This is a genomic window from Prevotella sp. kh1p2, assembly GCF_900111525.1.
GTDB lineage: Bacteria > Bacteroidota > Bacteroidia > Bacteroidales > Bacteroidaceae > Prevotella.
Window position 1 is genome coordinate 17,385 of record NZ_FOHY01000007.1, and the last position, 23,872, is coordinate 41,256.

Sequence of the window (23,872 nt, forward strand, 5' to 3'; positions counted from 1 at the left end):
TAATTATCAAATTTCTTATTCATTCACTCGCCATTGCAAAGATAGGTAATATATTCTTATCGCGCAAGCAAAAGCCATGAAAAACACTAGGGCACGTCTTGCGGAAAGGGGTTTGTGACTCCGACAAGCGTACACCCAAGTTATGCTACTGGCTCATAAGCTCGACAAGACAGCAGGCACTTCAAACTCTGATACAGTCTGTGATATTGTAGAAATGGACTAAGTAGCGTATGTTGTTTCTTTGTTTCTCCACTAATGAGATGGGACTCAGGCAGATGTATTCCTATTGATGGTACGTCATGGGTGCTCTCAAATACATAAATGCTTTCGGAAATCTTTTCATCCTTACGTTGATGGCCGCGGCCTTCCTGTCGGCCTGGGCAAGCGTGGTTTATACGCCAAAGGCCACCAAATTGCAGCGCATCGTGAACCTGCTGATGCTGTCGTTGGTTGTTTCGTTCGTACTCATGGTGTGCTTTCTCAAGTTCAGTTTTGTAGATGTGCTGTTCATCTTGCCCTACTTTGTTTCGATATGGCTTTGCCTCAGCGTGCCGCCCGCTATCCTCACGGCCTTCATTCTGAAAGCACCAGCCGAAAAGGAGGATGAAGACAACAGGAGCGAATGAGGCCGCAGCAACGAAAAAACGGGCATCCGCGTGATTGCGGATGCCCGTTCTGAGTTTGGTGACGGTGATGTTTTACTCGTACCGGATGGCCTCTATCGGGTCCAACTGTGCGGCTTTCTTGGCCGGATACCAACCGAAGAACACGCCCGTAAACGTGCACACGGCAAAACTCATGATGATACTCCACAGCTCGATGTAGATGGGCCAGTGGGCAAAAGCCTTGACCGCATAGCTTGCCCCCACGCCCAACAGCACGCCGATAACGCCGCCCGTGACGCTTAGCAGGATGGCCTCGATGAGGAACTGGTTGAGAATGTCGATGCCGCGGGCACCTACACTCATGCGCAGACCTATCTCGCGGGTACGCTCGGTAACGGAAACGTACATGATGTTCATGATGCCGATGCCGCCCACAACGAGCGAGATGCCGGCTACGCAGCCCAGCAGAATGGTGAGCATGTTGGTGGTTGAGTTCATCATCGACGAGAGTTCCTCCTGCGAACGGATGTTGAAGTCGTCGGCATCGGCCTCCGTCTGGTCCGTTGCTTCCTTAAGTTTGTGGTTGCGACGCAGCAGGGTGGTAATCTCGGCCGTGGCCTTCTCCGTTACTCCTTCGGTAATGGCAGAGCAGTTGATGCCGCTCAGATAGGTCTGGGCGAGGATGCGCTTCATGACCGTTGTGTAGGGGGCAAGCACCAGGTTGTCCTGGTCCATGCCCATGGAGTTGTATCCTTTCTTCTTGAGTACGCCCACCACGCGGAACGGAATGGAGCCGAAGCGCACCACCTTGCCTACAGGGTCGGCGCCATCGGGGAAGAGGTAGCCCACTACTGTTTGCCCGAGCACACACACCTTGGCACTGGCCTTGATGTCGGCATCGGTAAACATCTCGCCGTCATCAACGCTCAGCTGGCGTATTTCGAGGTAGTCGCGGTTCACGCCGTAGATGGTCGACTGGGTATTGTTGTTGCCGTAAATCCACTGTCCGCTGCTGTTTACAGTCGGCGATACGGCCTTCACGTAGCTGCACTCGGTGCTGATGGCCTCGTAGTCGGCTATCCGGAGGGTCTGCATGGCCGAGGGGTCCTGCCTCACTCCGCCCCTCATGTCGGCTCCGGGACTTATCATAATCATGTTGGAGCCCATCTCCGAGATGTTGGCCTGTATGCTGCGCTTGGAGCCCTGGCCAATGGCCAGCATCGTGATGACCGATGCCACGCCTATAATGATGCCCAAGGCAGTGAGAAAGGAGCGCATCTTGTTGGAGAAGATGGCCCGCAGCGCTATTTTAAATAAATTGGAATAGTTCATTGTTTCAGTGCTTGTTGCTAAAACGGTGCATGCCTACTCGTCGCTGTTAGGCGGCAAGGCAGCCAGTCCCTGGGCAGCACTCTGGATGTTGCCGTTATAGGTATCGCTGATTACCCGGCCGTCGCGCAGCTGGATATTGCGGCTGGAATAGTTGGCGATGTCGGGGTTGTGGGTCACGAAAATGATGGTGCGACCCTCGGCATAGAGCTTCTGGAAGAGCACGAGTATCTCAAACGAGGTACGCGTATCGAGGTTTCCGGTGGCTTCATCGGCCAGAATGACGGCCGGATTGTTTACCAGAGCGCGGGCAATGGCCACACGCTGCATCTGTCCTCCCGACATCTGATTTGACTTGTGGTAAAGTCGGTCGCCCAGTCCTACGGCTTTCAGTGCCTCTATCGAGCGGTCGAAGCGCTCCCTGGCCGAAACTTCTGCGTTGTACATCAGCGGCAGTTCCACGTTCTCAACGCTCGTTGTCTTGGGCAGCAGGTTGTAGTTCTGGAAGATGAAGCCTATCTTCCGGTTGCGCAGTACGGCCCGCTGGCTCTTCGACATGGTGCGAACCGAGGTGCCATCCAAGTAATATTCGCCGCTCGAGGGCGTGTCGAGACAGCCCAGCTGGTTAAGCAACGTAGACTTGCCGGAACCCGATTTGCCCATGATGGTAACGAATTCGCCTTCGTAGATTTTAAAGGACACGCCGCGCAACGCGTGCACCGTCTCGTCACCTACAAGGAAGTCGCGCTTCACGTCCTGCAGTTCAATGACTGCTCTCTTATCCTTTTCCATGCCTTACTTTCCTTTGTTCCTGTTGCGGGGGCCGGGTGCAAAGGGACTTCTTTCGCCCTCGGCCGATGCCGTAGGCTCCTCGCTGCTCTTTACATCCACGCCCGTGATGACCTCCTGCCCGGCCTTCAGCCCGCTGAGTACTTGCGTGTGGGTGCCGTCGGTCATGCCTATGTTCACGCGGTGGGCCACCACCGTGTTGCCTTCTACCGTCCACACTTTGTTCTTGGCGCCGTTTATATCCTGGATTTTGCGGTTACCCACGGTCTCTTTTTGCGGCGTATAGCGCAGTGCCTTGCTCGGAATGCTGAGCACGTCGTTGTTCTCCTGCGTGTAAACAGTTACGTTGGCAGTGAGCCCGGGCTTGAGTTTAAGGTCGGCATTGGGTGCGTTGTATGGGGCACAAAACGAAGCGTATAGAAAGACAGAGGGTTGAAAAGTGAGTGAAGTTGTTGGTTTACAAAGAGTTGTGGTTAGTTTGATGGTTGAGGCTCCACAAAACGAAACGTTTACATTGGTTTAATTTTGGTTTACATAGAGGGGCTTTTCGTTTACATGAGGCTGACGGAAGGTTTACACATATAGGGCTGCACGCTTACGCGTGTGGCCTTTTTTGTTGGTATACGTGCAAGTTCTTTATACACGGGCGTTTCTGGCGTGTAGAGGCTTTATATGCGCCCTGATTTGAACGGTGGGAGAATAGCATAGGAACGACCTTCAAATGCGGTTTGAGGGAGGGGTAACAAAAGGGCGAAAAAGGCGATTTTGAGGAGGTGGGGTTACAAGTGGGGTTACAAAGTGGGGTTACATTTTCAGAAAAGTGGGGTTACAAAACTCTTGCCAAGCCCCCCCATGTACATGGGTAGAAACGAGCCAAAAAAAGGGGGATATATGCAAGAAACTGACACTTTGCGAGCAACTTTTAGAGGGCGGTACACCTTATTATATATAGGGATTTAGGGCAGAAAGGGGGCATTTAGGGGGGGGACACCCCACCCGAGGGGTGCGTTTTGTTGTACGGGGGCGCGCTTCGTGGCACGAGGGGCCTTAGACGAGACTGGCGAGACCGAAGATGGTGCAGAGGAATGGATGTCGGGCTTTTGAGGGGGGTTATTCCAAACCGACATATCCGACAACGATGGCAATACCGGTAATTTCTTCCTGAGGTATGTCGAATGGGGGATAATCTTTATTGTCACTAACCGCCGTCAGGCAGTTTTTCTTATTGCTTGGCATGAGTCTTTTTATGAGGAGTCCTTGTTCGCGAGTAGCGATAACGTGTGGCTTATTCCACTGAATGAACCTGGACTCGTAAAGTATAGAGCATCCAATGACTTCTCCCGGATAGTATTTAGGCTGCATAGAATCGCCTGTAACCTCTATGATGAAGTCTACATGCTGCCTTCTCCATTTGGGAATGATATAATAATCTTTAATATCTTTCTTGCTAATTGCGAAGTCGGGCGAACCGAAGCCTGCAGCCACCTGGGTGGAGACAAACGGAATGGGGTCAATGTCCTTAACATCCAAGCCCAATAGCCGCAGAGCCTCGATTTCCTCCTCGCGGGAAGGAGAATGAGGCATCCGGATAGCTTCTGGGGTATTATTGGGGAATACGGGGCCTGAAGGGCGCCCATCAGCGGCAAGATGCCCTGCTGTCTCTGCCACTTTGAGCATCTCACCCCTACCTGTAAGAAGCCATTCTGGAGACAAATCATCATAAACTGATAGGATATTTTCTAATTTATCGGTACCTATTGCCCCTTTATTTCTCAAAGACTTTCCAAAGGAGGCATTGGACATGCCAACACTTCTTTCAAAGGCAGCTACGGTAATGCCTTTATAGTCGATATACGTCTTAATCCTGTCTAATATCATAGTCTATTTCCTATTAAAATGCACTTTGATAGAAAATAATCTCTAAAGCACTTGGTTCGTATTAGAAAATATCCTATCTTTGCAACGTATTCCTTTTGGAAGCGCGGCCAAATATACGAAAAAAGGCCGAGATTAACGAATTTAAAGGATTAAAAATTATGGCAACGAAAAAGTACAGCCACCGCAGTGGCGGCAGAAAAGGCGAAGTGGTAATCAGTATTGATGTAACCCAAAGTCTCAAGCAGATGCTCAGAGAGCGTCAATCAGAGGGAGCATCGTTTCCTCAGAGTGGTCAGACTGCAGATAGACTTGTTGAGCTTGAGCAGCAGCGTAAGAATCTACTTTTCTTAGTATGCCGTATTCTTCAAGCCGCCCCTGGATATAGGCTACGTCCATCAGAACTTGCAGCTGATGTCGTCGGTGACTTATCCTGTCTTTCTCAGGAGTCGGAAGCGTATCTGCGAAGTCGAATGGTGCGAGATTGTCCCTTTCAAACTTCCAAAGGCAATATTTAGCAAGCCAAACCTTACTGTTTTTCTCTTTGTCGTTTTGAAAGATAGTTGGCAAGAGCGACGTGAAATAATTGCGGAAAGCCTCTACTTGGGCTTTGAGCATAATGAGTTCTGTATCCATGTTGTTCTATTTTGAAATTCGGCTATAAAGTTATTAAAAATAAACGAATTAAACTAAGTGAGATTATGAAAAAGTACATTCACATTCAGAAAGCGGATCGCAAATTTCTTGCAGAAGCGTTCGAGGTCACAGAGCGCACGATTTTCAACGCTACACATTTCGAGGATCTGAACGAGGGAACTGACCTTATGAAGAAGATACGCTCGCTTGCGTTGCAACGTGGGGGTATCGTGATGGTGAAGGTTCCGGAGATGGAGACATTGCATGATGCTGACGGTTATATGAGACAGTATCTGGGTGATGTTATGCTGGAGTTCTCGAAGAAAGAGCCCGTGTGCGATGTGTTCAAGCACGGCGAGAAGGTGCGCCATTACGACAACGTGATGACAAGCGATATACAGGGCATTCAGGACTGGGCAGCAAAACTGTAAGGAGGTGTGCGATGGAGTACTACGAAGGCAGACTATGTGTATCCTACCAAGAGCTGGTGAATGGTGGCATCATGAGTGCCGCCAACTACAAGCAGACAGCGGCACGCGGCAAGATGCGTGTGGTGCGTCGCGGTGGTGGCAGTGGCTGTTGTGCTCTTGTCGCTGTAGACAGTCTTCCGAGCAGGTTCAAATCCAAGGTTCGTGAGCTCTATCCCGACGGCGCACAGACCCACCTGCGGCTGTGGGTGATGGAGAACTACGAGACGGACCAGGAGGCCGTGGCGTTCTTCCGCGACAAGGAGAACACGGGGGTGGATCTGCAGCAATATCCCGAGAAGATAAGGGAATATGTGACGAACGCGAGTGTGCTGAACACGTGTATCAAGCTATACAATCGTGCCGCAACGGCGAGGAAGCTGATGGGCGAGAAGTACAACTGGGACGAGATGGCGGACACTATCGAGGCCTTGCGCAAGGAGCTGGGCCACACGCTTCCGACGAGCACGCTGCGTTTTCGGAAGAAGGTGAACGAGTACAGGTGCGAGGGTTACGGCTGCCTTATCAGCGGCAAGTTCGGCAACCAGAACAAGCGTCTGGTGACGAAGGCCGTGGAAGAGGCCGTGCTGAGCCTCTCCTGTCTTGAGAACAAGCCCTACAATACGACCGTGTGGGAGCAGTGGAACATGTTCCTCTGCGGCGAACTTGACATCTTCCACCTCGATACGGGCGAGCTGCTCAACCCCGACGACTTCACGGACAAGAACGGTGAGCCGCTGGTGCTGAGCGAGAGCACCATCAGCAACATCCTGAACCAGCCGGCAAACAAGCTGCGCATCAACCAGCGGTTGCTGATGCCCGTGACGCTGATGCACGAGGAGCTACCGCACATGCACCGCCACAACGGCCGTTACTCACTGAGCCAGATTACGATGGACGACGTGGACCTGAGTCGTAAGCTGAAGGACACGAAGAAGTGGGTACATGCCTACTATGCCTACGATGATGTGAGCGAGTGCGTGCTTGGGGCGAGCTATGCCAGGGAAAAGGACACCCCGCTGGTGGTAGAGTGCTTCAGGGACATGTTCCGGCTCCTTGCCGCCAACGGCTGGGGCACGCCGAAAGGCATTGAGGTGGAGAACCACCTGATGTCGCAGTGGCGCGACACCTATCTGAGCCCGGGCGTGGTATTCGAGTTCGTTCGCTTCTGCGCCCCGCAGAACTCCCAGGAGAAGCGTGCGGAACACTATAACGGCGCGAAGAAGACCAGCATCATCCACAAGAACCATGCCGGCATCGGGCGTCCGTGGGGCAAGGGAAAGCGCAGGGTTGAGCAGAAGAAGGTGAGCGACGCGAGCAACGAGCTTTATGAGGAGAAGAAGTATTACAGCTGGGACGAGCTGGTGGCCGATGACCGGCAGGACAACTGGGAATGGAACCACTCGCTACACAGCGACCAGAAGAAGTGGCCCGGCAAGACCCGCTGGGAGGTGCTCGTGGAGAACGTGAACCCCGACCTGTGGCCACTTGACCGCCGCATGCTGGCACGCTGGATAGGCGTGAGCGTGGAGACGAGCGTGCGCAGGAACTCGACGGTGCGCGTGAACTATGGCGACTGGTGGCTGAGTGGCCCGGAGGTGCTGGAGCGCCTTGCCCCGAACAACTACAAGGTAACGGCGTGCTACCTGCCCAACGAGGAGGGCCAGCCCCAGGATGTATACCTCTACCAGGATGACCGATACATCGACACGGTGGAGAAGGTGGAGACCTACAACCGTGTGATGGCCGAGCAGACAGCCGAGGACAGGGAGAAGTTCGAAAAGCAGCAGAAGAAGGTGAGCCACTTCAACAAGTATCTGAAAGAGCGTGCCATCAGCAAGGTGGGCGTGATGAAGACCACGAAGGCACCAGTGCTGGAAGAACCGAAAGAGCTGGCCGTTACCCCACAAGAGACAAAAGCCCCGACGCTGCCACGGATCAGTGCGTCAAGCCACGCTTTGGCAGATATGTAAGAATAACGATTAAACGCCATTAGAATATGATTAGTGAGACTCAAAAACAGCGGATACTGGAGGCGATAGCCGCCAACCGCAGGAACTATCCGAGCGACGCGAAGCACGCGTCTGCGCTGGGCATATCGGCCAGCGTGTATAACGGCCTAAAGAAAGGCCAGACGGAGAAGACGCTGAGCGACGCCAACTGGGTTAGCATCGCCCGGCGGCTGGACGTGAACCTGCGCGAGACGATTGAGTGGAAAGGCGCACAGACCGAGACCTTCAAGTACATCAGCATTCAGCTGGAGGCATGCCAGGAGCGCAGCCTTAGTGTGATACTGTGCGACCTGCCGAACATCGGCAAGACCTACACGGCACGCTGGTATGTGCATGAGCACAGGAACGCCGTGTATGTGGACTGCTCGCAGGTGAAAACGAAGCGTGCGCTGGTGAGGAAGATAGCCAGGGAGTTCGGCGTGGACGCTGCGGGCAAGTACCAGGACACCTACGAAGACCTGGTGTATTACCTGCGCTCGATGGAACGCCCGCTGGTGGTGCTCGACGAGGCCGGCGACCTGCAGTACGAGGCCTTCCTGGAACTGAAGGCCCTGTGGAACGCCACGGAGATGTGCTGCGGGTGGTACATGATGGGGGCTGACGGCCTGCGCGCCAAGATAGACCGCATGGTGGAGTGCCAGAAGGTGGGCTATGCCGAGATATTCTCGCGCTACGGCGGCAAGTACAGCAAGGTGACACCCGACCAGGCAGAAGACCGCAAGGCATTCCTACTGGAGCAGGCCCGTGTGGTGGCGACGGTGAATGCCCCCGAGGGGATGGACATCGGCCAGATCGTGCGCAAGAGTGGCGGCGGACTGCGACGTGTATATACGGAAATTGAGAAACTGAAGAAAGGAGCTTGATGTGATGACAAAAATAGAAATGGAGGCTATGGAAGCCGTTATCGGCATGCGTAAGGAAATGGCCAAAGCTAATGAGATAGACTGGGAGCAGCGCCGGTATGAGATAGCGAAAGACCTTTATATCCAAACCTGCCAACAGGTAAAATTAGAGGGTGATAATACTGCAGGAGATGTATTTCGAAGTGCGGCGTGGGTATCTCGTGTGGCTGCCGATTACTTAATAGAGGTTTTGAAAAAGTAGTTATGGCAAAGCGCGCATACAGCCCGAAGGAAATAGCGGCGAAGACCTACAAGACGCTGCCATGGGGTGGTCGCTGGGCGGAATGCTTCGGCCTGCCTGAGGAGAACTCCACCTGGTTCATCAGCGGCGCGAGCGCAGCCGGCAAGAGCAGTTTCGTGATGCAACTGGCGCGCGAGTTGACCCATTACGGGCAAGTGCTCTACCTAAGTTATGAGGAGGGCGTGAGCCAAAGTTTCCAGGAAAGAGTAAAACTCTTCGAGATGGAGAAGTGCCAGGGCTGGTTTCGCGTGGTGACGGAGGACACGATAGAAGACCTGACGGCAAGGCTGAAGAAGCGGCATTCGGCAAAGTTCATCATCGTGGACAGCTACCAGGAGAGCGGCTGGGAATGGCCGGAGACGAAGAAGCTGATAGAGTCCTTTCCACGGAAGAGTTTCATTTTTATCAGCATGGAAGCCAAGGGACAGCCACTGGGCAAGCCTGCGCTCAGACTTCGCTACAAGGCAGGCGTGAAGGTGAGGGTCGTGGGGTTCATGGCATACTGCCAGGGACGCTTCAATCCCGATGCGGGCAACAGCTTTGTGGTTTGGGAAGAAGGTATTTTAAGAACATCAAACAAAGTATGACATGGCAAGCAAGCGGGACAACCTACTGTACAGGTTACGGAAGAAGGGTGTGAGGGTCCATACACGTGAACGGACGATATACTTCGTGTTTGACGGAGAACCTTTTAAAATCAGGCAGGTGAAACGCCTGTGCCGGGAGTTTGATTTTCATGTACAATTAGAAATAGAATAAGGAAATGAGCAAAGTTGACCGAATGGTGGTGCTCACCCCACCAAGAATGAAAGCTACCCTTGAACGGCTGGTGAGCGAAGGGCATACATGTGGCTATTGTCATGGCAACGGATTTTTCTGGGGGCTGGACGAATACGGTGAGAATGAAAAGACTCCATGCCCGATGTGCAAGGGCAGCGGCAGGCTCGATGCGGTGATAACAGTTGAGTGGAAAGCAGCGACCTCCCCCGACCCCCCCGAAGGAGGGGGGTGCCTGGCGGGAACTTTTTCCGAAGGAGGTGGGCAATGAGGATACTCCGGGACTTTTTGCTGGCCATACGGACTGTTGTAGCGCTGCCTTTCATCATTCTTTTACTGGTTGTTCTCAAAATCTTTTTGAGGGACATGGATATCGCCGAGGATTAACAACGGAAAAAATGCAACCTCCCCCAACCCCTCCGAAGGAGGGGGGTGCCTGGCGGGACAATTTGCAATTATACTAATCATAATTATCAATTTAAAATAAGCAAGAAACATGGGAAAACTGAGATACAGGTCGATGATACCTAATGACAAACCGGAATGGCTGCTGCGGCTGCAGCTGGAGATTAGCCAGGCATACAGCATCCGCGGCATGGAGGACACGCCGGAAGACTGGCAGTGGCTGAAGGACTTGGTGAACGCGAATATCATGGAGTTCTACAACCGGCGAGACATCACCGTGATGAGTGAGATAGAAACAGCCGTCGTCACGGATGAAGGGAAGACGGTGCTGCAGATTAAACGTAACAAGAAAGTGGTACAAACGTATTCAATCACGGATTGATTATCGGCTGCATTCGGCAAAACAAGCGAGCTTGATTGCGCTCATTTGCACGACAATTTACATATAAAAATAAGAAAAGCGTATGAGTAATTTTTTTGAGGAGTTGAAGAAGCGGTTGCAGGTGTGGCACGAGGAGCGTGCGGCACGCATTGAGGACCGGCGCCAGGCAGAGCTGGACGCAGAGGCACGGGTAGCCGTGCAGGTAATGGAATATGGCGGTGAGCTGTTTGCCTGTGTGAACGGCATCCCCTTGTTCGGTGTGAGCGACCTTAAGGGCACTTTGCCCGAAGCGGTAGCCCATGCCCGGCGGAACTATAAAGACTGGAAGGAGGAGAAGCTATGGGAGCGGAACGGAACTACGCGCGTTTCTACTGTCTCTTGAAGCGCCTGCCGGGTGCAGATAAGGAGACGCTGGTGGAGCAGTTCACGAATGGGCGGACAGTACACCTGCACGAGACCACCGAACGTGAGTACCGCATAATGTGCGACCAGATGGAACGTGTGGCGGGTTACGACGAGCGAAAGGCTGCGTGGAGGGAAGAGATAAGGAAGAAGCGCAGCCTGTGCCTGAAGCTGATGCAGCGTCTGGGCGTGAACACCACGGACTGGCCCACGGTAGACAACTTCTGCCAGAACCCACGGGTGGGCGGCAAGCCCTTCGCCAGATTGAGCATAGAGGAGCTTGATGCGTTGCAGCGGAAGCTGCGAGCAATAGAGCGGCACGGAGGACTGAATAAGAAAACCTCCTCCAATCCTGCCTCCCCCAACCCATTGCTTTCCCTCGCTTCGCGAACAGCGACCTTCGGTTCCGAGGGGAGGGAAACCAGCCAAGGAAAGGGAGCTTTTATTGTATTTCCAATGTATAACATAAAAGAGAATTAGCAAAATGGCAACAAGAAAGAAGAAAGTGATTATTACGGGCGTGAGCCGTGAGCAGGCCGACGAGGCGTTTGCCACCTACGCCAAGAACGACGCCCAGCTGCAGAAAATCAATGCGGACATAGAGCTGCAGTGTGCGAAGATCCGCGAGAAGTATGCCGACCGGATAGCGACGCTGACGGGTGACAGAGACCAGGCCTTTGACACGCTACAGGCTTTTGCCACGGAGAACCAGGCAGAACTGTTTGCGAAGAAGAAGAGCTTGGACATGGCACACGGCACCATCGGGTTCCGCACGGGCACGCCGAAGCTGAAGACGCTGAAAGGCTTTACCTGGGCAAGCGCGCTGGAACTGGCGAAGCGGTTCCTCCCGATGACCTACATTCGCCAGACTGAGGAGATAGCTAAGGACAGGCTATTGGCAGACCGTGACCTGAAAGAAGTGGCCGTGTACGACACTCCCAACGGCGACATGCGCGAGGTGAGCATGACGGAGGCGATGGCTGTATGTGGCATCCAGGTGGTGCAGGACGAGGCTTTCTATGTAGAACCGAAGAAGGAGGAGACAACATGAAAAAGGAAGTGACCAAATCGCCGAAGGTAGCCCTGTGCCGTGAATGCCACGGCACGGGGCTGATGCGGAACGTGTACGGAGCCACGGTCATTCCCTGTCCGCAGTGCGAGGGCAGCGGCAGGGTGATGGTGAGCTGCACGATGACCCTCGACATCCGTCCTTATAAAGAGAAACGATAACCCCATAAACCTGACCAGCAAGGTGAGCAAGAGGAAAGGAAAGAGCTATGCGAAGCGTGTTGCCGACATCAACCAGATATACGATACCTACATCAAGACGGGCCTGACGAACCGCGAGATATGGAAACGGTATGTCTATCCGAAGTACGGCATCAGCGAGCGCACCTTCTACAATCTGCTGAAGGCATCGACAACCTCCCATGTGGAGGACCTGTCGGAGCTTTCAGCAGAAGGTTTTTTGTTCCCCGAACTGTTATTTCCCGAAGATGAGACCCGAGACCCGACGTATTTTAGGAAACATCCTTAACGACATCCGTGTGGAGATGTCGGACGAGTTCGACCAGAATTTCGAGCGCGAGGCGTTTTTCAGCGAGGCGTGGGAGCGGCGTAAAGGCCCGATAAACTCGGACTATAAACTGCTTGCCGGCAGGAACGAGCGCCTGCGCAAAAGCATCATGAGCCGGACAACAGAGAACAGCATCACCTTCTATACCACCGAGCCTGATGCCCGGTACCACAACGAAGGCTGCGAAATCGTGGTAACGAAGAAGATGAAGCGTTTCTTCTGGGCGAAGTACTATGAAGCCATAGGAGCATTCAGCCGCAAGAAGGACGGGACGACGCGGAAGACCAAGCAGAACGCGGTGATAGCCGAGCAGTCGGAGTTCTGGAAGTTCATGGCGCTGAAGAAAGCCGGCACGACCATCAGAATACCCCGCCGCCGTTTCCTGGGCACGAGCCCGGAGGTGGAGAAATCCGTGCGTGAGATCATCGAGAGAAACATCACTGAATATATAAACTTAGAATTTGAGATTAACGAGAAATGAGAAAGGAACTGTACGGACTTATTTGTGAGCGCCTGTCGCGCCTGTATGAAACGGCGGATGGACAGCATGTGTATGTGGACGAGGGCGAGCCCGTGCCTGAGGGTGCGCAGCGCCTGGTGAAACATATAGACCTGTGGAACCACAACGTGGAGTTCATCGAGCAGGAGGAGAACTGGGAGCGTCCCGCGGTGTTCGTGGAGTTCGTGCCCATCCGCTGGAACGCCATACAGCCGGGCGTGGAATACCGTGCCGAGGCACAGGTGAACCTGCATGTGGTGACCGACTGGCAGGGCAGTACCTCACTGGGCAGCGAGTTGCGCGAGGACGGGCTGCGTGTGTTCGACCTGCTGGACACCATTCACAGGGAATTGGCCTGTGCCGAGGGAGAGACCTTCATGGAACTTGACCTTGTAGGCAGCCAGACGAACCACAACCACGAGGAAATCATCGAAAACATCGAGATGTACCAGTGCGTGGCCATCAGAAGCCTGTAAATGGTGAAAATCGAGCGAAAAGACAAAAAATCCGCTACTTTTGTTTGGAAGTAACGGATTTTTTCGTATATTTGCGGAAAGAACGATGCGGAATTTCACATGTCGGCGTTTTCAACGTGCAGGCTTCGGAATTTACAGCATCGTTTTTTTATTATATAAACCTCATGGTATAGAGGATTTCGCCGGAAGTCAGTTTACACTTGAACTCGATGGTCTGACCTTGATATTCCACGGTGTAAACGCTGAATTGATAGTCGTGGTCAATACCATCCTCAACCCTTACCCTTTCTGCGAAAGGAAGCCACTGTTCAAATTCCGTAGCGCTTTTCAAGACATGCACCAAGTCGGGATTCCTTTTGTTCTTGGCGGCAGTTTCTGAAAAGAATTTCTTTCCCACTTTTATCTCATGCTCGTCTGCCGTCATCACCAGCGTGCGTTTGGCCGGGGTGCCATTTATCACTGTTGGCGTCAGATGCTCATCAGCCCATCGGTTGGCAATGCCTGTGGCTTCCCTGAACTCCTGCGGTGTGAGCCTTTGGTTTGTTCTCTCGGCCTGTTGCTGACGAATTAGCCGACACACCGCGCAAAGTTCATTGTCGGGGATAAACACGAGGTTTGTCTTTCCTTTGGCCAGGTCGCAGTCGTTGCACCGTCTGATGGTATAGGGGTTGTAGTCGGGCACGGCCTTTTGCTCCAGCCCAGCATTGAAATGGAAGATTCCCTTAGTGTCCTTGCCCGTTGCCTCCTCTCCCAGTGCCATAGCCTCGTCGTGCGACGTAGCAGGATACTTGGACTTGAGCACCTGTACGACGGTACAGCGGCAGTTCCAGCCGTTGGGCGGGTAATACTCCTCCCAGAACGGGTCGGTGATGGGTAGCGTCACCCTGTCGAGGGCGGCATGTTCCGGCCTTACCTTCTTGTCGCCGGCCGTGCGGTACTGCAGGTTGTATCGGTCGCCGTCGCGCATGAAGCCTTCCCACTTGGCCGCCATCTGCGCCGAGGCCTGCACGAAGTTGTACTCGGCACGCAGGTAATTGGCGTTGTAGGTCTTGTCTATCCTTTGAACGTCATTCAAGAACTGTTTGAACGGCTTTCGATTGCCGTTCTCATCAAGGAGCGACGGGAACGCCTCGTTGAGTTCGTGGAAGGTCTTCATGCCGGAGAAGATATAGTTGGAGCGTTCCAGGCGACGGCGCATGGCATCGGACATCTCCACCTTCTTGAAAGATGTATCCAGCGCCGCGGCATGTGCCTCTATGAACTTCCGTATCCTGGGCGCTTCCAGTATCTCGATGCGGAACTGCGCTCCCTCCACCTTGTGGAGCGTCTTCATCATTCCCTCAAAGAGCGTGGAGAGTTCTTTCCTTATTTCCTCCTCACGGCTGAAAGTGGCTTGCAGTCGGCTGCTGCCCAGCAGACGTGCATAACGCTGGTGCAGCCCCTCGTAGTCGGAGGGGCTCAGTCGAAAAAAGGGCGTTTGCTTTGCTCCTGTCGCTTCTTTTTATCAGGCTTGGGCGTTTTATTGTCCTTGGGGTCTTCATCGCCACCGTCGGAACCTGTGGGGGCGAGAACGGGCACCTGCTGCCTACGCTCGCCCACGGGCATGTTGTATTTTTCCTCGAAATAGGCAGGGTCCACCTCGTAGTTGTTCAGTACGAGCTGCTCGTAGGCCACCTGCTGTTCCGGCGTGTAGTCCACGCTGTAGTCCCAGTCGAAGTGTATTCCTGCGAGCGGGAAGCCATGACGAATCATGATGGGCAGGAGCTGGTTGTTCACCATATCCCTGATAGTGTCACAGTCTGCCTCGATGATGTTCTGGAACACCTCCAGGTGCGTCTCGGACTGCGAGAGCGAGGAACCGTCCTCAATGGTCATCGTCTGACCGATGATGAGTTTGGAGAGTTCGGAATTGGCCCTGTCAATGCGCCGGTCATAGACATTGAAGGCATCGCCCTTGCTGGACTCCACCACTTCAATATTCGTACCCTCCTGGAATATGCCCCAGCCCTCAGTGCCCATCTCCGACATCATCTTCTCCATCTTGGCGAGTTCCTTGTCGTCGCGCGTGGTGGTACGTGCGATGCGCATAGGCATTCCGAATATCTCGGCAAAGGTGTCCCAGAAGGCCAGCGCGTTCTTCTTCGATATGGTCTGCGTGGCCGCCTTGAGATAAAGGCCGAGACTGTCCGGCAGCCCCACCTCGATGTACCAGTCGGCGAGTGGCGGCTTACGGTAGTCGAGACCGTCCTTCCAGTCCTGCCCGAGGTCAGTGATGATCCTGCCGTATTCAGGTATGACATGCTTGCGGGGTATCAGTTTGACACCGTCGTAGGTCATGCGCCCGTTGATGTCGGTGGTGATGTTCCCCAGTTCAATGAGCGAGTGTCCCCAATAGTTGGCATCGAGGCTGTATTTCATGAGCTGCTTGAACCATGCCGTGTTGAAATAGTTCACAGCCTCCTCGTCCTCCTCCCCATTCTCACCCGTGAGTTTGAAGGAACGTGCCATGACGAAGCCCTCACGCTGCTGGATACATCCGGAGAGGTGTAGGTCAATGTCCACGTCGCGGTAGATGTCATAGAGAGGCTGCCGGTTGGGGTTATCCACATTGATGGCCCGCTGCCATGCCTGACGCCAGTCGCCCAGATCCTTTCGTATGAGCGCATCCGTGGTGCGCTGGAGCTCCACGACCGTTTTCTTGAAGCGGCCAATATCTTTCTTGGCAAGGTGCAGTGTGCCGTAGGGCGTCTGCACAGTCGCCGGTCTTGCTGCCTGTTTTCTGTTCTTTCCCATGATAGTTACCAGTTATGCCTTATCTTCTTCTGACTGCCATATACCAAAGGTATTCCGACAGGGTTTCCCTGCTCGTCTGTGGCCAGCGGCAGGTCGGGCACAATCCTTCCTGCCTGTACCCCCTCCAGCCACTTGACCGCCCTCTCGTAGCGTTCCTTGCGTATCTCCATACCCATTTTCTGAGGTGTGGAGGCAGCCATGTGGTAGAGGGCGATGTCGCAGGCATACATGACGGCGAGCCTGTTGCGCCGACTTCCGGTGGCAGAGAATATGGCCTCCGTGTCGTATTTCGGGCGGAGGTAGCCGGCCATTTCCTCGATGGCCTCCGCCTCCGCATTCTCCCTGTTATCGGTACTGACCTGTGACACCACCTTGAGTGCCTGGTCGCCGATGACAACTTTGTAATCTTCGTCTGTGATAAACATAAGCCACGTTTTACATTGTTATATACAAAGCCTTGGCTTCAATATCCCCGATGGTTGTCCCTTTGAGGAATATCCCGTTTGATACGAACTTCTTGAGTTCCTGTTTGGAGAGCACCTCAAGTTTACCCTTGACCACGATGACCATGTACTTGCGGTGCGTGATGTGGTGGAAATAATCCGCCTTTCTGACCGCACGCTTGAAGCGGACGGCAAAAACGATGTCTTTAATGAGTTTGAACATATCACCATAAGTTTTTAGAAGTCGGACGGTGCCCGAACCTCGGTTTGTAAATCTGCTGTCTTGTATTCTTCTGGAGAATATAGATGGCTCCCTCGTCGGCATCGGGCGCGTCGTCATTGCCGGACATGCCTTTCTCAAAGGCGAGCGTCTGCGCTACCCCGGCCAGCATGTCCGGATCTTCCTTCTGCGTCTGGTCGTAGAAGACGAAGCCCCGTTCCCATAACGGGCTGATGGCCTCAACGCGCTGGAACTTGTCCGGCTTCTTGCGTGTGTCGCCCGTGATGGGAAGCTGGTATCCCCGGATGTTGCCCTCTATGGTGAAATCGTCGAGGATGATGTCCTGCATGAAGTTCGCCTCCATGACAAAGCGGATGGCGATGCCGACTTCCTGGCTCCATTCGTAGAGGTCGTAGCACCAGCGCACCATCTCGGCGACGGAGGCCTTGCGGACGAACGCTCTGAGATGCCAGAGGTTGGTCTTGTGCTTTCCCCACAGCTTGGCAGCCTTGGTGTCATTGGTCTTCTTGCTTTTCCACGAGGGGTCGATGTAGAGGACGAATTCGGTAAAGTCCTTCCATGCCGGACGCTTTGCCCAGCATATCCATTCCTGCCGGAATACCGTGCCCTCGACGATGGGGTTGTGCATCATCTCCTTGTTCCAGGCGCGGTACCCCACGAAGTCGGCATACTCCCGTGCCTCCTCCTTGGTCCATTTCTCCTTCCATACGGGATTGCCCTCGTTATCGACGGCCTTTATCTCGGACACATGTACACCCTTGGTGGCGCAGATGTTCGCCAGCACGGAAGTCTTGGAGATAAGGTTGCCGACCATAAGGAAACGACCGCGCCCCACGTCAAGCGCACCGAAGAGCGCCTCCTTGACCCAGTCGGTGAGCTCACGGACACGGCGCTCGTTGCGGCAGAGTTCGTCGTCGTCGAGGTCGTCGATGACGATATAGTCCGGACGCGCCTCACGCTTGCGGAGACCACGCGGCGACTGTCCGCGTCCGCACGCCAGGAAATATACACCCTCCTTTGTGGTGAACTCGCCCTCGGTCCAGTTACCCATAGACATCTGCTTGCCGAAGTCTGCGATGATACGCTTGTTATATTGCAGTTCAGCCTGAATATCTCCGAGCAGACGATCGGCACTATCCTCGGATTTACCCACCAGCACCATGAAATTGATGAGCCGCTTTGGCTGGAACATGAGCCAGAGCGGCATGAAGATGTCGAAATGTGTGGACTTGGCATGACCGCGCGGCCACTTGAACACCGCCTTGAGATTGGGTGTGTCGTGTACCTTGCGCGCCGCCGCGTTGTGGAACGGCGCATTGTGGATGGTGCGGATGACCTCTCCCGTCACCTTGTCGCGGAGTTGCAGAAAGTGCGGAAAATAATACTCGCAGAAAGCGGCATAGTCCTTCTGCAGGCGGCGTATGCGCTGCTCCTTCTGCGTTGCGGTTTCCCGGACAAGGCTCCTGGTGTCGGTAATGGACTGTATCTGCCGGCAATGCTCCCTCCACTCCTCCTGTATCTGCTTGAGTTCTGTGATTGTTGCCATAGAATATGTGCTTTATAGTTCCGATGGGTGCTGCATGCGCTCCATGAGGAACTTGTTCTGGTACTTATTGATAGCCTTGATGAGCTCCGGCGTAATCTCCGGGTCGTATGAAGCCTGGTCCTGAATCCAACGGTTGAATGCCATGAAAACCTCGATAGCGTCGATGACGTTTGCCTTCTTGTCGAGTTTCTCTATGGTAGCCGAAAGTTTGGAGAGCTTGTCTGCCAGGGAACCGATGGCTTCCGGGTCTCCTGACGCGTTTACCTGCCCGATGAGGTTGTCTATGGCGAGGAGCAGTTTGTTTACGAGTTCCGGGCGCGTGATGTTCTTGGCCGCACGTGCCTCCTTCCAACCTTCCGAAGCGCACCATTTGGAGACGGTGACGCGCGACACTCCTAACTGGTCAGCAATCTCCGTCTGCTCCATCCCGGAGAGGTAAAGCGACCTGCCGATGTTCTTTTTTTGTTCTATCTCTGCCTTTGTCATAAAATGAAATGGATTAAAAAACAGTGCAAAGATGCTGTTTTTCAGCCAATCCGGAAAAGAAGTGTGCATTGCTTGCATAGAAGTGTGCAACCGTTTCACACTTTTTTTGACGGGCGATGAAAACACCGCATCTTTGCATCAAAAAAGCGATGATATGAGCAAGACAAATCGAGTGAGAATCAGCAATGAGAGCCTGAACAGCTACGGTACACGCGTGCTGACGGCGGGAATGAACGTCGAGCAGTACAACCGCAACCCCGTGCTGCTGTACATGCACGAGCGCGGTCAGGTCATCGGCGTGGTGAAGGACCTGAAGGTGGAAGAAGGTGAGGTCACCGGTGAACTGGTGTTCGACGAGGCCACGGAACTGAGCAAGCGCTGCAAGAAGCAGTGGGAGTTCGGCTCCCTGAAGATGGTGAGCGTCGGCATAGACATTCTGGAGACCAGCGAGGAGCAGAAGTTCCTGGTACAGGGACAGACCGCCCCGACCATTACAAAGAGCAAGTTGTTCGAGGTGTCACTGGTGGACATCGGAGCGAATGATGACGCCATCGCGTTGCACAAGGACGGCGTGCGACTGACATTGGGCAAAGATGCGGCAGATGTGTTGCCGCCACTGCATAGTAATAACAAATCCAAAAAGCAAAAGACAATGGATCAAGAGAAGTTAGCCCTCATGCTGGGCTTGCCGGCTGATGCCGACGAAGCGGCCATCCACGCCGCCATCGGCCAGTTGCTGGCGAAAGGAAAAGAGGTCGATGACCTGAAGAAGGAGAAGGATGCGCTGCTTGCCGCCCGCATCGAGGCGATGGTGGACGCTGCCGTGGACGAGAAGAAAATCCTGCTTGCCAAGAAGCAGCAATTTGTGGACCTTGGCAAGAAGATCGGTGCCGAAGAACTGAAGGCCACCCTTGATGCGATGGCTCCCGTAGTGAAGGCAAGCGAGCTCATACACGGTGGTGCGCCTGCCGGCAATACCGCGGAGTATGCCAAGTTGAGCGACGTCCCGGCCGACAAACTAGAGGAAATGCGCAAGAACGACCGTGCGCAGTACTGCAGACTGTACAAGGCCGAGTACGGCTTCGACTGTGAGATTTAACCAACCCTGTAATAACAACAAAACGAAAAAAGCAATGACAAGATTGATTGCAATGTTTGCGGCAGTCCTTTTTAACTGCCTCATGGGCGGCACCCTTGCCGCCGTTGCCGGCCTGTCGCCCATGACGGGTGCCGTCGGCATGAATGTGCTTGCTGCCGTCATCGGGCAGGCCGCCCCTGTCGGAAGTCTCCGCGCGGGTGTTTATACCGAGATATGGACGGGCGAGCTGGTGAAACACCTTCGCCGTGGACTGGAGGCTACCTTCCTCGACGGTATCCCCGACAGTTCGAGTATCGTGAACAACGATGTCATCCACCTTGTGGAGGTTGGCGTGGACCCTGACGTATTGATCAACAACACGACCTATCCTATTCCCCTCCAGGCACTGGATGACAAGGACATCGCCATCAAGCTGGACAAGTTCCAGACGAAGGTAACTCCTATTACCGATGACGAACTCTACGCATTGAGTTACGACAAGATGGCCCGCGTGAAGGAGAGCCACGGTAATTCTATAAACGACTCGAAGTTTGCCAAGGCTGCCCATGCCCTTTGCGCACAGAAGAACACCGCCACCACGCCCGTGCTGAAGACCACCGGCGAGAAAGACCCCGTAACGGGTCGCCTGAAGATGACGGCAAATGACCTGTTGAATTTGAAGCGTGCGCTTGATAAATTGAAAGTGCCCGCCCAAGGCCGTCGCCTGGTGCTTTGCAGTGATCATGCCAACGACCTGTTGGAGGTTTCCCAGGTGTTCAAGGAGCAGTACAACATCAACCGCAACGACGGAACGGTGGGCAGACTGTATGGCTTTGACATCTATGAGTTCGGAAATAACCCGCTGTACACCACAGCCGGCGTGAAGAAGGATGTCGGCGCGACAGCGGAGGCAGGTGAGTTCCAGTGTTCCTTCGCCTTCTACACCCAGCGCGTGTTCAAGGCCACGGGCTCAACGAAGATGTACTACAGCGAGGCTGCCACCGACCCCGAGTATCAGAGAAACAAGATCAACTTCCGCCACTACTTCATCTGCATGCCGAAGAAGGCAGATGCCGGTGCCGTGATGATGAGCGGTTACAAGGATCCAAGCATTCCTGAAGGATAAGTATAACCCAAAAAGCAATACAAATGAAACTGAAAGTAACAAGCATATTTCGTGACCGTGACGACCATGTTACGGTGTATGAGTCGGAGACCATTCTGGAAGTGAAGGACAAGGAACGTGCCAAGTCGCTCATTGAGCGCGGGCTGTGCAAGGAATTCAAGGGCAAGACAGAACCTGCCTATATCCTCGGAGAGAAACAGGAGGAGGTGAAGCAGACTCCGGAACCCGAAACAGAGCCAGAGGTATCCACCAACACGGAAGGCGATGAGTAAGCCGATGAAGTATCTTGTAATCCACTGCACCGCCACGCCTGAAGGCCGTGAGGTAAGCTCCAAGGAGATACGCCACTGGCACACCGACCCGGTAAGCAAGGGTGGGCGTGGCTGGAAGCAGGTGGGCTACACGGACCTATTCCACCTTAACGGCAGCGTGGAGCGTCTGGTGGACAACAACGAGGACGCGCAGGTGGATCCGTGGGAGGTTACCAACGGCGCAGCAGGCTACAACAGCGTGAGCCGGCACATCGTGTATGTGGGCGGCTGCGACAAAGACATGAAGCCCAAGGACACGCGGACGGCGGTGCAGAAGGAAGCCCTGAAACGCTATGTGCGCGACTTCCACGAGCGTTTCCCCCAGATACGAATCGTGGGACACCACGACCTGAACCCCGGCAAGGCCTGTCCGAGCTTCGACGTCAAGCAGTGGCTGCGCGAGATAGGAGTTCATAATTCATAATTTACAATTCACAATTTACAAGCAATGGCAGACACGATATTACAGATTCTGCAATGGGCAATCCCGTCTGGCGGTATCGGTGCCGCCATTGCGTGGATTGCGAACCGCAAGGCGCGGGAGGCCAAGACCGCCAAGGAGGTGCACGACACCTACAAGACGATGTACGAGGACATCTCGACGCTGCTGGTTGAAACACAGAAGAAATATGAAGAGACAAAAGAACAGATTGAGGCCCTGGGAGCCGAGAACAGCCGCACGCGGCGTGCGCTCAACCGTCTCTCCCGCGCTATCGAGGCTATCCAGGTTTGTCCTCATCGCGCTAATTGCCCTGTCAGCGGCGAGCTGTCGCTCGACGAAGAGGCTGACGACGGAAAGCCGGGCCGTGCAAAGCACTCTCGAGGCAAGGGACAGCGAGGCGGTGAGCATCACCGAAACGAGCCTGACACCCGTGAAAGTGCCGATGTCGGCGGTAAGCCTGACGCTGAACCTGGACAGCCTTCGCCTGCTACCTCCCGGGGCGGGCTACACGGCGAGGCAGGGCCAGGCGAGCGTGAAGGTGAGCCACAAAGTACCGACGGCACAGGAGCCGGAGCGGATAGTGATTGAAGCCGGATGCGACAGCCTGGAACTGGTATGCGCCAGATATGCCAAGACCATCAGCACACTGAAGCGGCAACTCAAAATTGCGAGCGACAGCAAGGCTGAGCACAAGGAGGAGGCGAAGGAAAGTACCGGTAACGGCTTCCTCATGCGACTCAAATACTTCCTGGCCGGGCTGTTGGCGGGAGTTATCGGAATAGTATATACATTCATAAAACTGAAAAAGAAATGAGCAAGAACAAATTCATCTACGGCATCGCAGCCGTGAAATTCAACTCAACCCTGATGGGTTACATCGAGAAGGGCAGCTGGGACTGGGGCGGCACGAAGCCGGAGAGTACGGACGTGGAAGCCGAGCAGGTTCCAGATGCGCCGGTTCTGACACTGATGCAGAAGAACGGGCAGATTGCCCCGACCTTCAACCTCATCCAGCTTGACTACGAGAACTTCAAGAACGCCATGGGCGGTACGCTGGTGGAGACCGGCAACGAAGGCAACAAGAAGGTGACGGGCTGGAAGGCCCCGACCTCACTCGTGGATCTGCACGGCAAGTGGGAAATCGACTTCGTGAGCGGTCAGACCATGACCATTCCTAACGGCACCATTCTTGCCAACCTCGGCGGCAAGCTGACCCTGACGGAGGTGTCGAAGATAGAGTGCCAGCTGAAGGTGAACAAGCCTGAGGACGGCGGCGCTCCCTATGAGATCAACGACACTCTTGATGAAGGCTGATGGACGAGCAAGTAATCAGGAAAATCCAACGGGAGGGAGCGGAAGCCTTGCTTGATGCGGGTGTTTCCCTCCCTCTCAAAGATTTGAGGATACCCTTCAGGAAGCAGCCCTTGCGGCTGCGCCTGACAATGAAGCGCCCGACACTTGCCCGGCAAATCAAGATTGCGCATGCCTACCTGTCGATGGACACGACGGCGGAGGAACTGGAGGCTATGGACCATGAGGGGCAGATGGCGTTCTTGGCCCGCCACGGCAAGACACTGAGCCGTATCATCGCCCTGACTATGGAGCGTTGGTGGCTTCCGGTGTGGCTGCTGTCGTGGCTCGTGAGGCACAGGATGAAGTGGGAGTACCAGAAGGCCGCCTTCTCGCAGTTCGTGCTGCTGATGGGCACGCAGTCTTTTATACCTATTATCAGATCAGCCGAGATGACGAACCCGATGAAGCTGAGACTGAGCCACGGAAGGAAGGGGAGTTAAAGAGCCGGTGGGAAGGCTCCCATAGCCCCTTCGGATTTGTCTGGCAGATAGCGAGCGCGACAGGCTGGAGCGTGGACTATATCCTGAACGGCGTGAACTACCAGACGCTCATCATGATGCTGAGCGACGCGCCCCGCTATGTGGGCAGCAAGACGAAAGAGGACGACAACCGTACCGCCGAGGAGGAAGCCGGGGACATCGTGGGCTTTTTCCAGAGCAAACTGAAAGCATAACACACCT

Annotated in this window: 34 protein-coding genes; 23 read left to right on the forward strand and 11 right to left on the reverse strand. The window is 54.2% G+C overall.

Features of this window, described 5'->3' with window-relative positions:
* Window positions 1–299 precede the first annotated feature (299 nt).
* On the forward strand, window positions 300–626 hold the full coding sequence (locus tag BMW31_RS05390; protein ID WP_094149003.1) for a hypothetical protein: 327 nt from the start codon (window positions 300–302) through the stop codon (window positions 624–626).
* 72 nt (window positions 627–698) lie between these two features.
* Here BMW31_RS05390 and BMW31_RS05395 read toward each other — a convergent pair whose 3' ends face one another.
* From BMW31_RS05395 to BMW31_RS05415, 5 genes are all read right to left on the reverse strand, one after another.
* The gene (locus BMW31_RS05395; protein ID WP_091822165.1) at window positions 699–1,937 is read right to left on the reverse strand and encodes an ABC transporter permease; all 1,239 of its coding nucleotides are present in this window, start codon (window positions 1,935–1,937) and stop codon (window positions 699–701) included.
* A 33-nt stretch (window positions 1,938–1,970) separates the two neighbouring features.
* Window positions 1,971–2,726, reverse strand: coding sequence for an ABC transporter ATP-binding protein (locus BMW31_RS05400; RefSeq protein WP_091822168.1), 756 nt, complete (start codon window positions 2,724–2,726; stop codon window positions 1,971–1,973).
* Window positions 2,727–2,729: 3 nt separating this feature from the next.
* A complete protein-coding gene (locus tag BMW31_RS05405; protein WP_091822171.1) occupies window positions 2,730–3,038 on the reverse strand; it encodes a permuted SH3 domain-containing protein in 309 nt (102 codons plus the stop codon).
* A gap of 795 nt (window positions 3,039–3,833) precedes the next feature.
* The gene (locus tag BMW31_RS05410) at window positions 3,834–4,601 is read right to left on the reverse strand and encodes a S24 family peptidase (protein ID WP_091822175.1); all 768 of its coding nucleotides are present in this window, start codon (window positions 4,599–4,601) and stop codon (window positions 3,834–3,836) included.
* A gap of 249 nt (window positions 4,602–4,850) precedes the next feature.
* Window positions 4,851–5,234 carry a hypothetical protein gene (locus BMW31_RS05415; RefSeq protein WP_091822178.1) on the reverse strand — a complete coding sequence of 128 codons (384 nt, stop codon included), beginning with the start codon at window positions 5,232–5,234 and terminating at the stop codon, window positions 4,851–4,853.
* Window positions 5,235–5,299: 65 nt separating this feature from the next.
* Here BMW31_RS05415 and BMW31_RS05420 point away from each other — a divergent pair, with 65 nt between their 5' ends.
* The 13 genes from BMW31_RS05420 (at window position 5,300) to BMW31_RS05485 (ending at window position 13,373) form a co-directional block, all read left to right on the forward strand.
* Window positions 5,300–5,665, forward strand: a complete 366-nt coding sequence (locus tag BMW31_RS05420) for a hypothetical protein (RefSeq protein WP_091822494.1) — start codon at window positions 5,300–5,302, stop codon at window positions 5,663–5,665.
* 11 nt (window positions 5,666–5,676) lie between these two features.
* Window positions 5,677–7,674 carry a hypothetical protein gene (locus BMW31_RS05425; protein ID WP_091822181.1) on the forward strand — a complete coding sequence of 666 codons (1,998 nt, stop codon included), beginning with the start codon at window positions 5,677–5,679 and terminating at the stop codon, window positions 7,672–7,674.
* Between the two features lie 26 nt (window positions 7,675–7,700).
* On the forward strand, window positions 7,701–8,576 hold the full coding sequence (locus tag BMW31_RS05430) for an AAA family ATPase (RefSeq protein ID WP_091822184.1): 876 nt from the start codon (window positions 7,701–7,703) through the stop codon (window positions 8,574–8,576).
* A 4-nt stretch (window positions 8,577–8,580) separates the two neighbouring features.
* Window positions 8,581–8,817 (forward strand): hypothetical protein, encoded by a 237-nt coding sequence (locus tag BMW31_RS05435; RefSeq protein ID WP_091822187.1) that lies wholly within the window; start codon window positions 8,581–8,583, stop codon window positions 8,815–8,817.
* 2 nt (window positions 8,818–8,819) lie between these two features.
* Window positions 8,820–9,443: a P-loop NTPase family protein gene (locus BMW31_RS05440; protein ID WP_091822190.1), complete on the forward strand. Its 624-nt coding sequence runs from the start codon at window positions 8,820–8,822 to the stop codon at window positions 9,441–9,443.
* Between the two features lie 686 nt (window positions 9,444–10,129).
* Window positions 10,130–10,420: a hypothetical protein gene (locus BMW31_RS05450; RefSeq protein ID WP_091822193.1), complete on the forward strand. Its 291-nt coding sequence runs from the start codon at window positions 10,130–10,132 to the stop codon at window positions 10,418–10,420.
* Between the two features lie 82 nt (window positions 10,421–10,502).
* Complete coding sequence (locus BMW31_RS05455) at window positions 10,503–10,802, forward strand: hypothetical protein (RefSeq protein ID WP_091822196.1); 300 nt, start codon at window positions 10,503–10,505, stop codon at window positions 10,800–10,802.
* Window positions 10,760–11,302: a hypothetical protein gene (locus BMW31_RS05460; RefSeq protein WP_255404832.1), complete on the forward strand. Its 543-nt coding sequence runs from the start codon at window positions 10,760–10,762 to the stop codon at window positions 11,300–11,302. Before BMW31_RS05455 ends, BMW31_RS05460 begins: the two co-directional genes overlap by 43 nt.
* A gap of 4 nt (window positions 11,303–11,306) precedes the next feature.
* Window positions 11,307–11,873: a host-nuclease inhibitor Gam family protein gene (locus BMW31_RS05465; RefSeq protein WP_091822199.1), complete on the forward strand. Its 567-nt coding sequence runs from the start codon at window positions 11,307–11,309 to the stop codon at window positions 11,871–11,873.
* A complete protein-coding gene (locus BMW31_RS05470) occupies window positions 11,870–12,052 on the forward strand; it encodes a hypothetical protein (protein ID WP_091822202.1) in 183 nt (60 codons plus the stop codon). Before BMW31_RS05465 ends, BMW31_RS05470 begins: the two co-directional genes overlap by 4 nt.
* A gap of 22 nt (window positions 12,053–12,074) precedes the next feature.
* Window positions 12,075–12,359 (forward strand): hypothetical protein, encoded by a 285-nt coding sequence (locus BMW31_RS05475; RefSeq protein ID WP_091822205.1) that lies wholly within the window; start codon window positions 12,075–12,077, stop codon window positions 12,357–12,359.
* On the forward strand, window positions 12,319–12,879 hold the full coding sequence (locus BMW31_RS05480; RefSeq protein ID WP_091822208.1) for a phage virion morphogenesis family protein: 561 nt from the start codon (window positions 12,319–12,321) through the stop codon (window positions 12,877–12,879). The genes BMW31_RS05475 and BMW31_RS05480 overlap by 41 nt, the downstream gene beginning before the upstream one ends.
* The gene (locus tag BMW31_RS05485; RefSeq protein WP_231477595.1) at window positions 12,876–13,373 is read left to right on the forward strand and encodes a hypothetical protein; all 498 of its coding nucleotides are present in this window, start codon (window positions 12,876–12,878) and stop codon (window positions 13,371–13,373) included. Before BMW31_RS05480 ends, BMW31_RS05485 begins: the two co-directional genes overlap by 4 nt.
* A gap of 151 nt (window positions 13,374–13,524) precedes the next feature.
* On the opposite strand, the gene BMW31_RS05490 is transcribed toward BMW31_RS05485, so the two are convergent.
* The 6 genes from BMW31_RS05490 to BMW31_RS05515 all read right to left on the reverse strand — a co-directional run bounded on the left by BMW31_RS05490 (window position 13,525) and on the right by BMW31_RS05515 (window position 18,882).
* Window positions 13,525–14,709 carry a phage head morphogenesis protein gene (locus BMW31_RS05490; RefSeq protein ID WP_255404833.1) on the reverse strand — a complete coding sequence of 395 codons (1,185 nt, stop codon included), beginning with the start codon at window positions 14,707–14,709 and terminating at the stop codon, window positions 13,525–13,527.
* A gap of 122 nt (window positions 14,710–14,831) precedes the next feature.
* Complete coding sequence (locus BMW31_RS05495) at window positions 14,832–16,166, reverse strand: phage portal protein family protein (protein ID WP_091822212.1); 1,335 nt, start codon at window positions 16,164–16,166, stop codon at window positions 14,832–14,834.
* A 5-nt stretch (window positions 16,167–16,171) separates the two neighbouring features.
* Complete coding sequence (locus BMW31_RS05500) at window positions 16,172–16,591, reverse strand: phage protein Gp36 family protein (protein WP_091822215.1); 420 nt, start codon at window positions 16,589–16,591, stop codon at window positions 16,172–16,174.
* Window positions 16,592–16,601: 10 nt separating this feature from the next.
* On the reverse strand, window positions 16,602–16,832 hold the full coding sequence (locus BMW31_RS05505; protein WP_028897505.1) for a hypothetical protein: 231 nt from the start codon (window positions 16,830–16,832) through the stop codon (window positions 16,602–16,604).
* Window position 16,833: 1 nt separating this feature from the next.
* Window positions 16,834–18,396: a hypothetical protein gene (locus BMW31_RS05510; RefSeq protein ID WP_091822219.1), complete on the reverse strand. Its 1,563-nt coding sequence runs from the start codon at window positions 18,394–18,396 to the stop codon at window positions 16,834–16,836.
* 12 nt (window positions 18,397–18,408) lie between these two features.
* On the reverse strand, window positions 18,409–18,882 hold the full coding sequence (locus BMW31_RS05515) for a terminase gpP N-terminus-related DNA-binding protein (RefSeq protein ID WP_028897507.1): 474 nt from the start codon (window positions 18,880–18,882) through the stop codon (window positions 18,409–18,411).
* 154 nt (window positions 18,883–19,036) lie between these two features.
* Here BMW31_RS05515 and BMW31_RS05520 point away from each other — a divergent pair, with 154 nt between their 5' ends.
* From BMW31_RS05520 to BMW31_RS05560, 9 genes are all read left to right on the forward strand, one after another.
* Window positions 19,037–19,981 (forward strand): HK97 family phage prohead protease, encoded by a 945-nt coding sequence (locus tag BMW31_RS05520; protein ID WP_091822223.1) that lies wholly within the window; start codon window positions 19,037–19,039, stop codon window positions 19,979–19,981.
* Window positions 19,982–20,015: 34 nt separating this feature from the next.
* Entirely contained in the window at window positions 20,016–21,086 is a 1,071-nt protein-coding gene (locus tag BMW31_RS05525) for a hypothetical protein (protein WP_091822226.1), read from the forward strand.
* A gap of 23 nt (window positions 21,087–21,109) precedes the next feature.
* Window positions 21,110–21,358, forward strand: a complete 249-nt coding sequence (locus BMW31_RS05530; protein WP_091822230.1) for a hypothetical protein — start codon at window positions 21,110–21,112, stop codon at window positions 21,356–21,358.
* The gene (locus BMW31_RS05535) at window positions 21,351–21,821 is read left to right on the forward strand and encodes an N-acetylmuramoyl-L-alanine amidase (RefSeq protein ID WP_091822233.1); all 471 of its coding nucleotides are present in this window, start codon (window positions 21,351–21,353) and stop codon (window positions 21,819–21,821) included. The genes BMW31_RS05530 and BMW31_RS05535 overlap by 8 nt, the downstream gene beginning before the upstream one ends.
* A gap of 138 nt (window positions 21,822–21,959) precedes the next feature.
* Complete coding sequence (locus BMW31_RS05540; RefSeq protein ID WP_255404834.1) at window positions 21,960–22,427, forward strand: hypothetical protein; 468 nt, start codon at window positions 21,960–21,962, stop codon at window positions 22,425–22,427.
* Entirely contained in the window at window positions 22,420–22,653 is a 234-nt protein-coding gene (locus BMW31_RS05545) for a hypothetical protein (protein WP_255404835.1), read from the forward strand. Before BMW31_RS05540 ends, BMW31_RS05545 begins: the two co-directional genes overlap by 8 nt.
* Entirely contained in the window at window positions 22,650–23,153 is a 504-nt protein-coding gene (locus BMW31_RS05550) for a hypothetical protein (RefSeq protein ID WP_091822245.1), read from the forward strand. The genes BMW31_RS05545 and BMW31_RS05550 overlap by 4 nt, the downstream gene beginning before the upstream one ends.
* A complete protein-coding gene (locus tag BMW31_RS05555; RefSeq protein ID WP_091822249.1) occupies window positions 23,153–23,632 on the forward strand; it encodes a hypothetical protein in 480 nt (159 codons plus the stop codon). Before BMW31_RS05550 ends, BMW31_RS05555 begins: the two co-directional genes overlap by 1 nt.
* A gap of 71 nt (window positions 23,633–23,703) precedes the next feature.
* Window positions 23,704–23,865, forward strand: a complete 162-nt coding sequence (locus tag BMW31_RS05560) for a hypothetical protein (RefSeq protein ID WP_177166276.1) — start codon at window positions 23,704–23,706, stop codon at window positions 23,863–23,865.
* Window positions 23,866–23,872 lie beyond the last annotated feature (7 nt).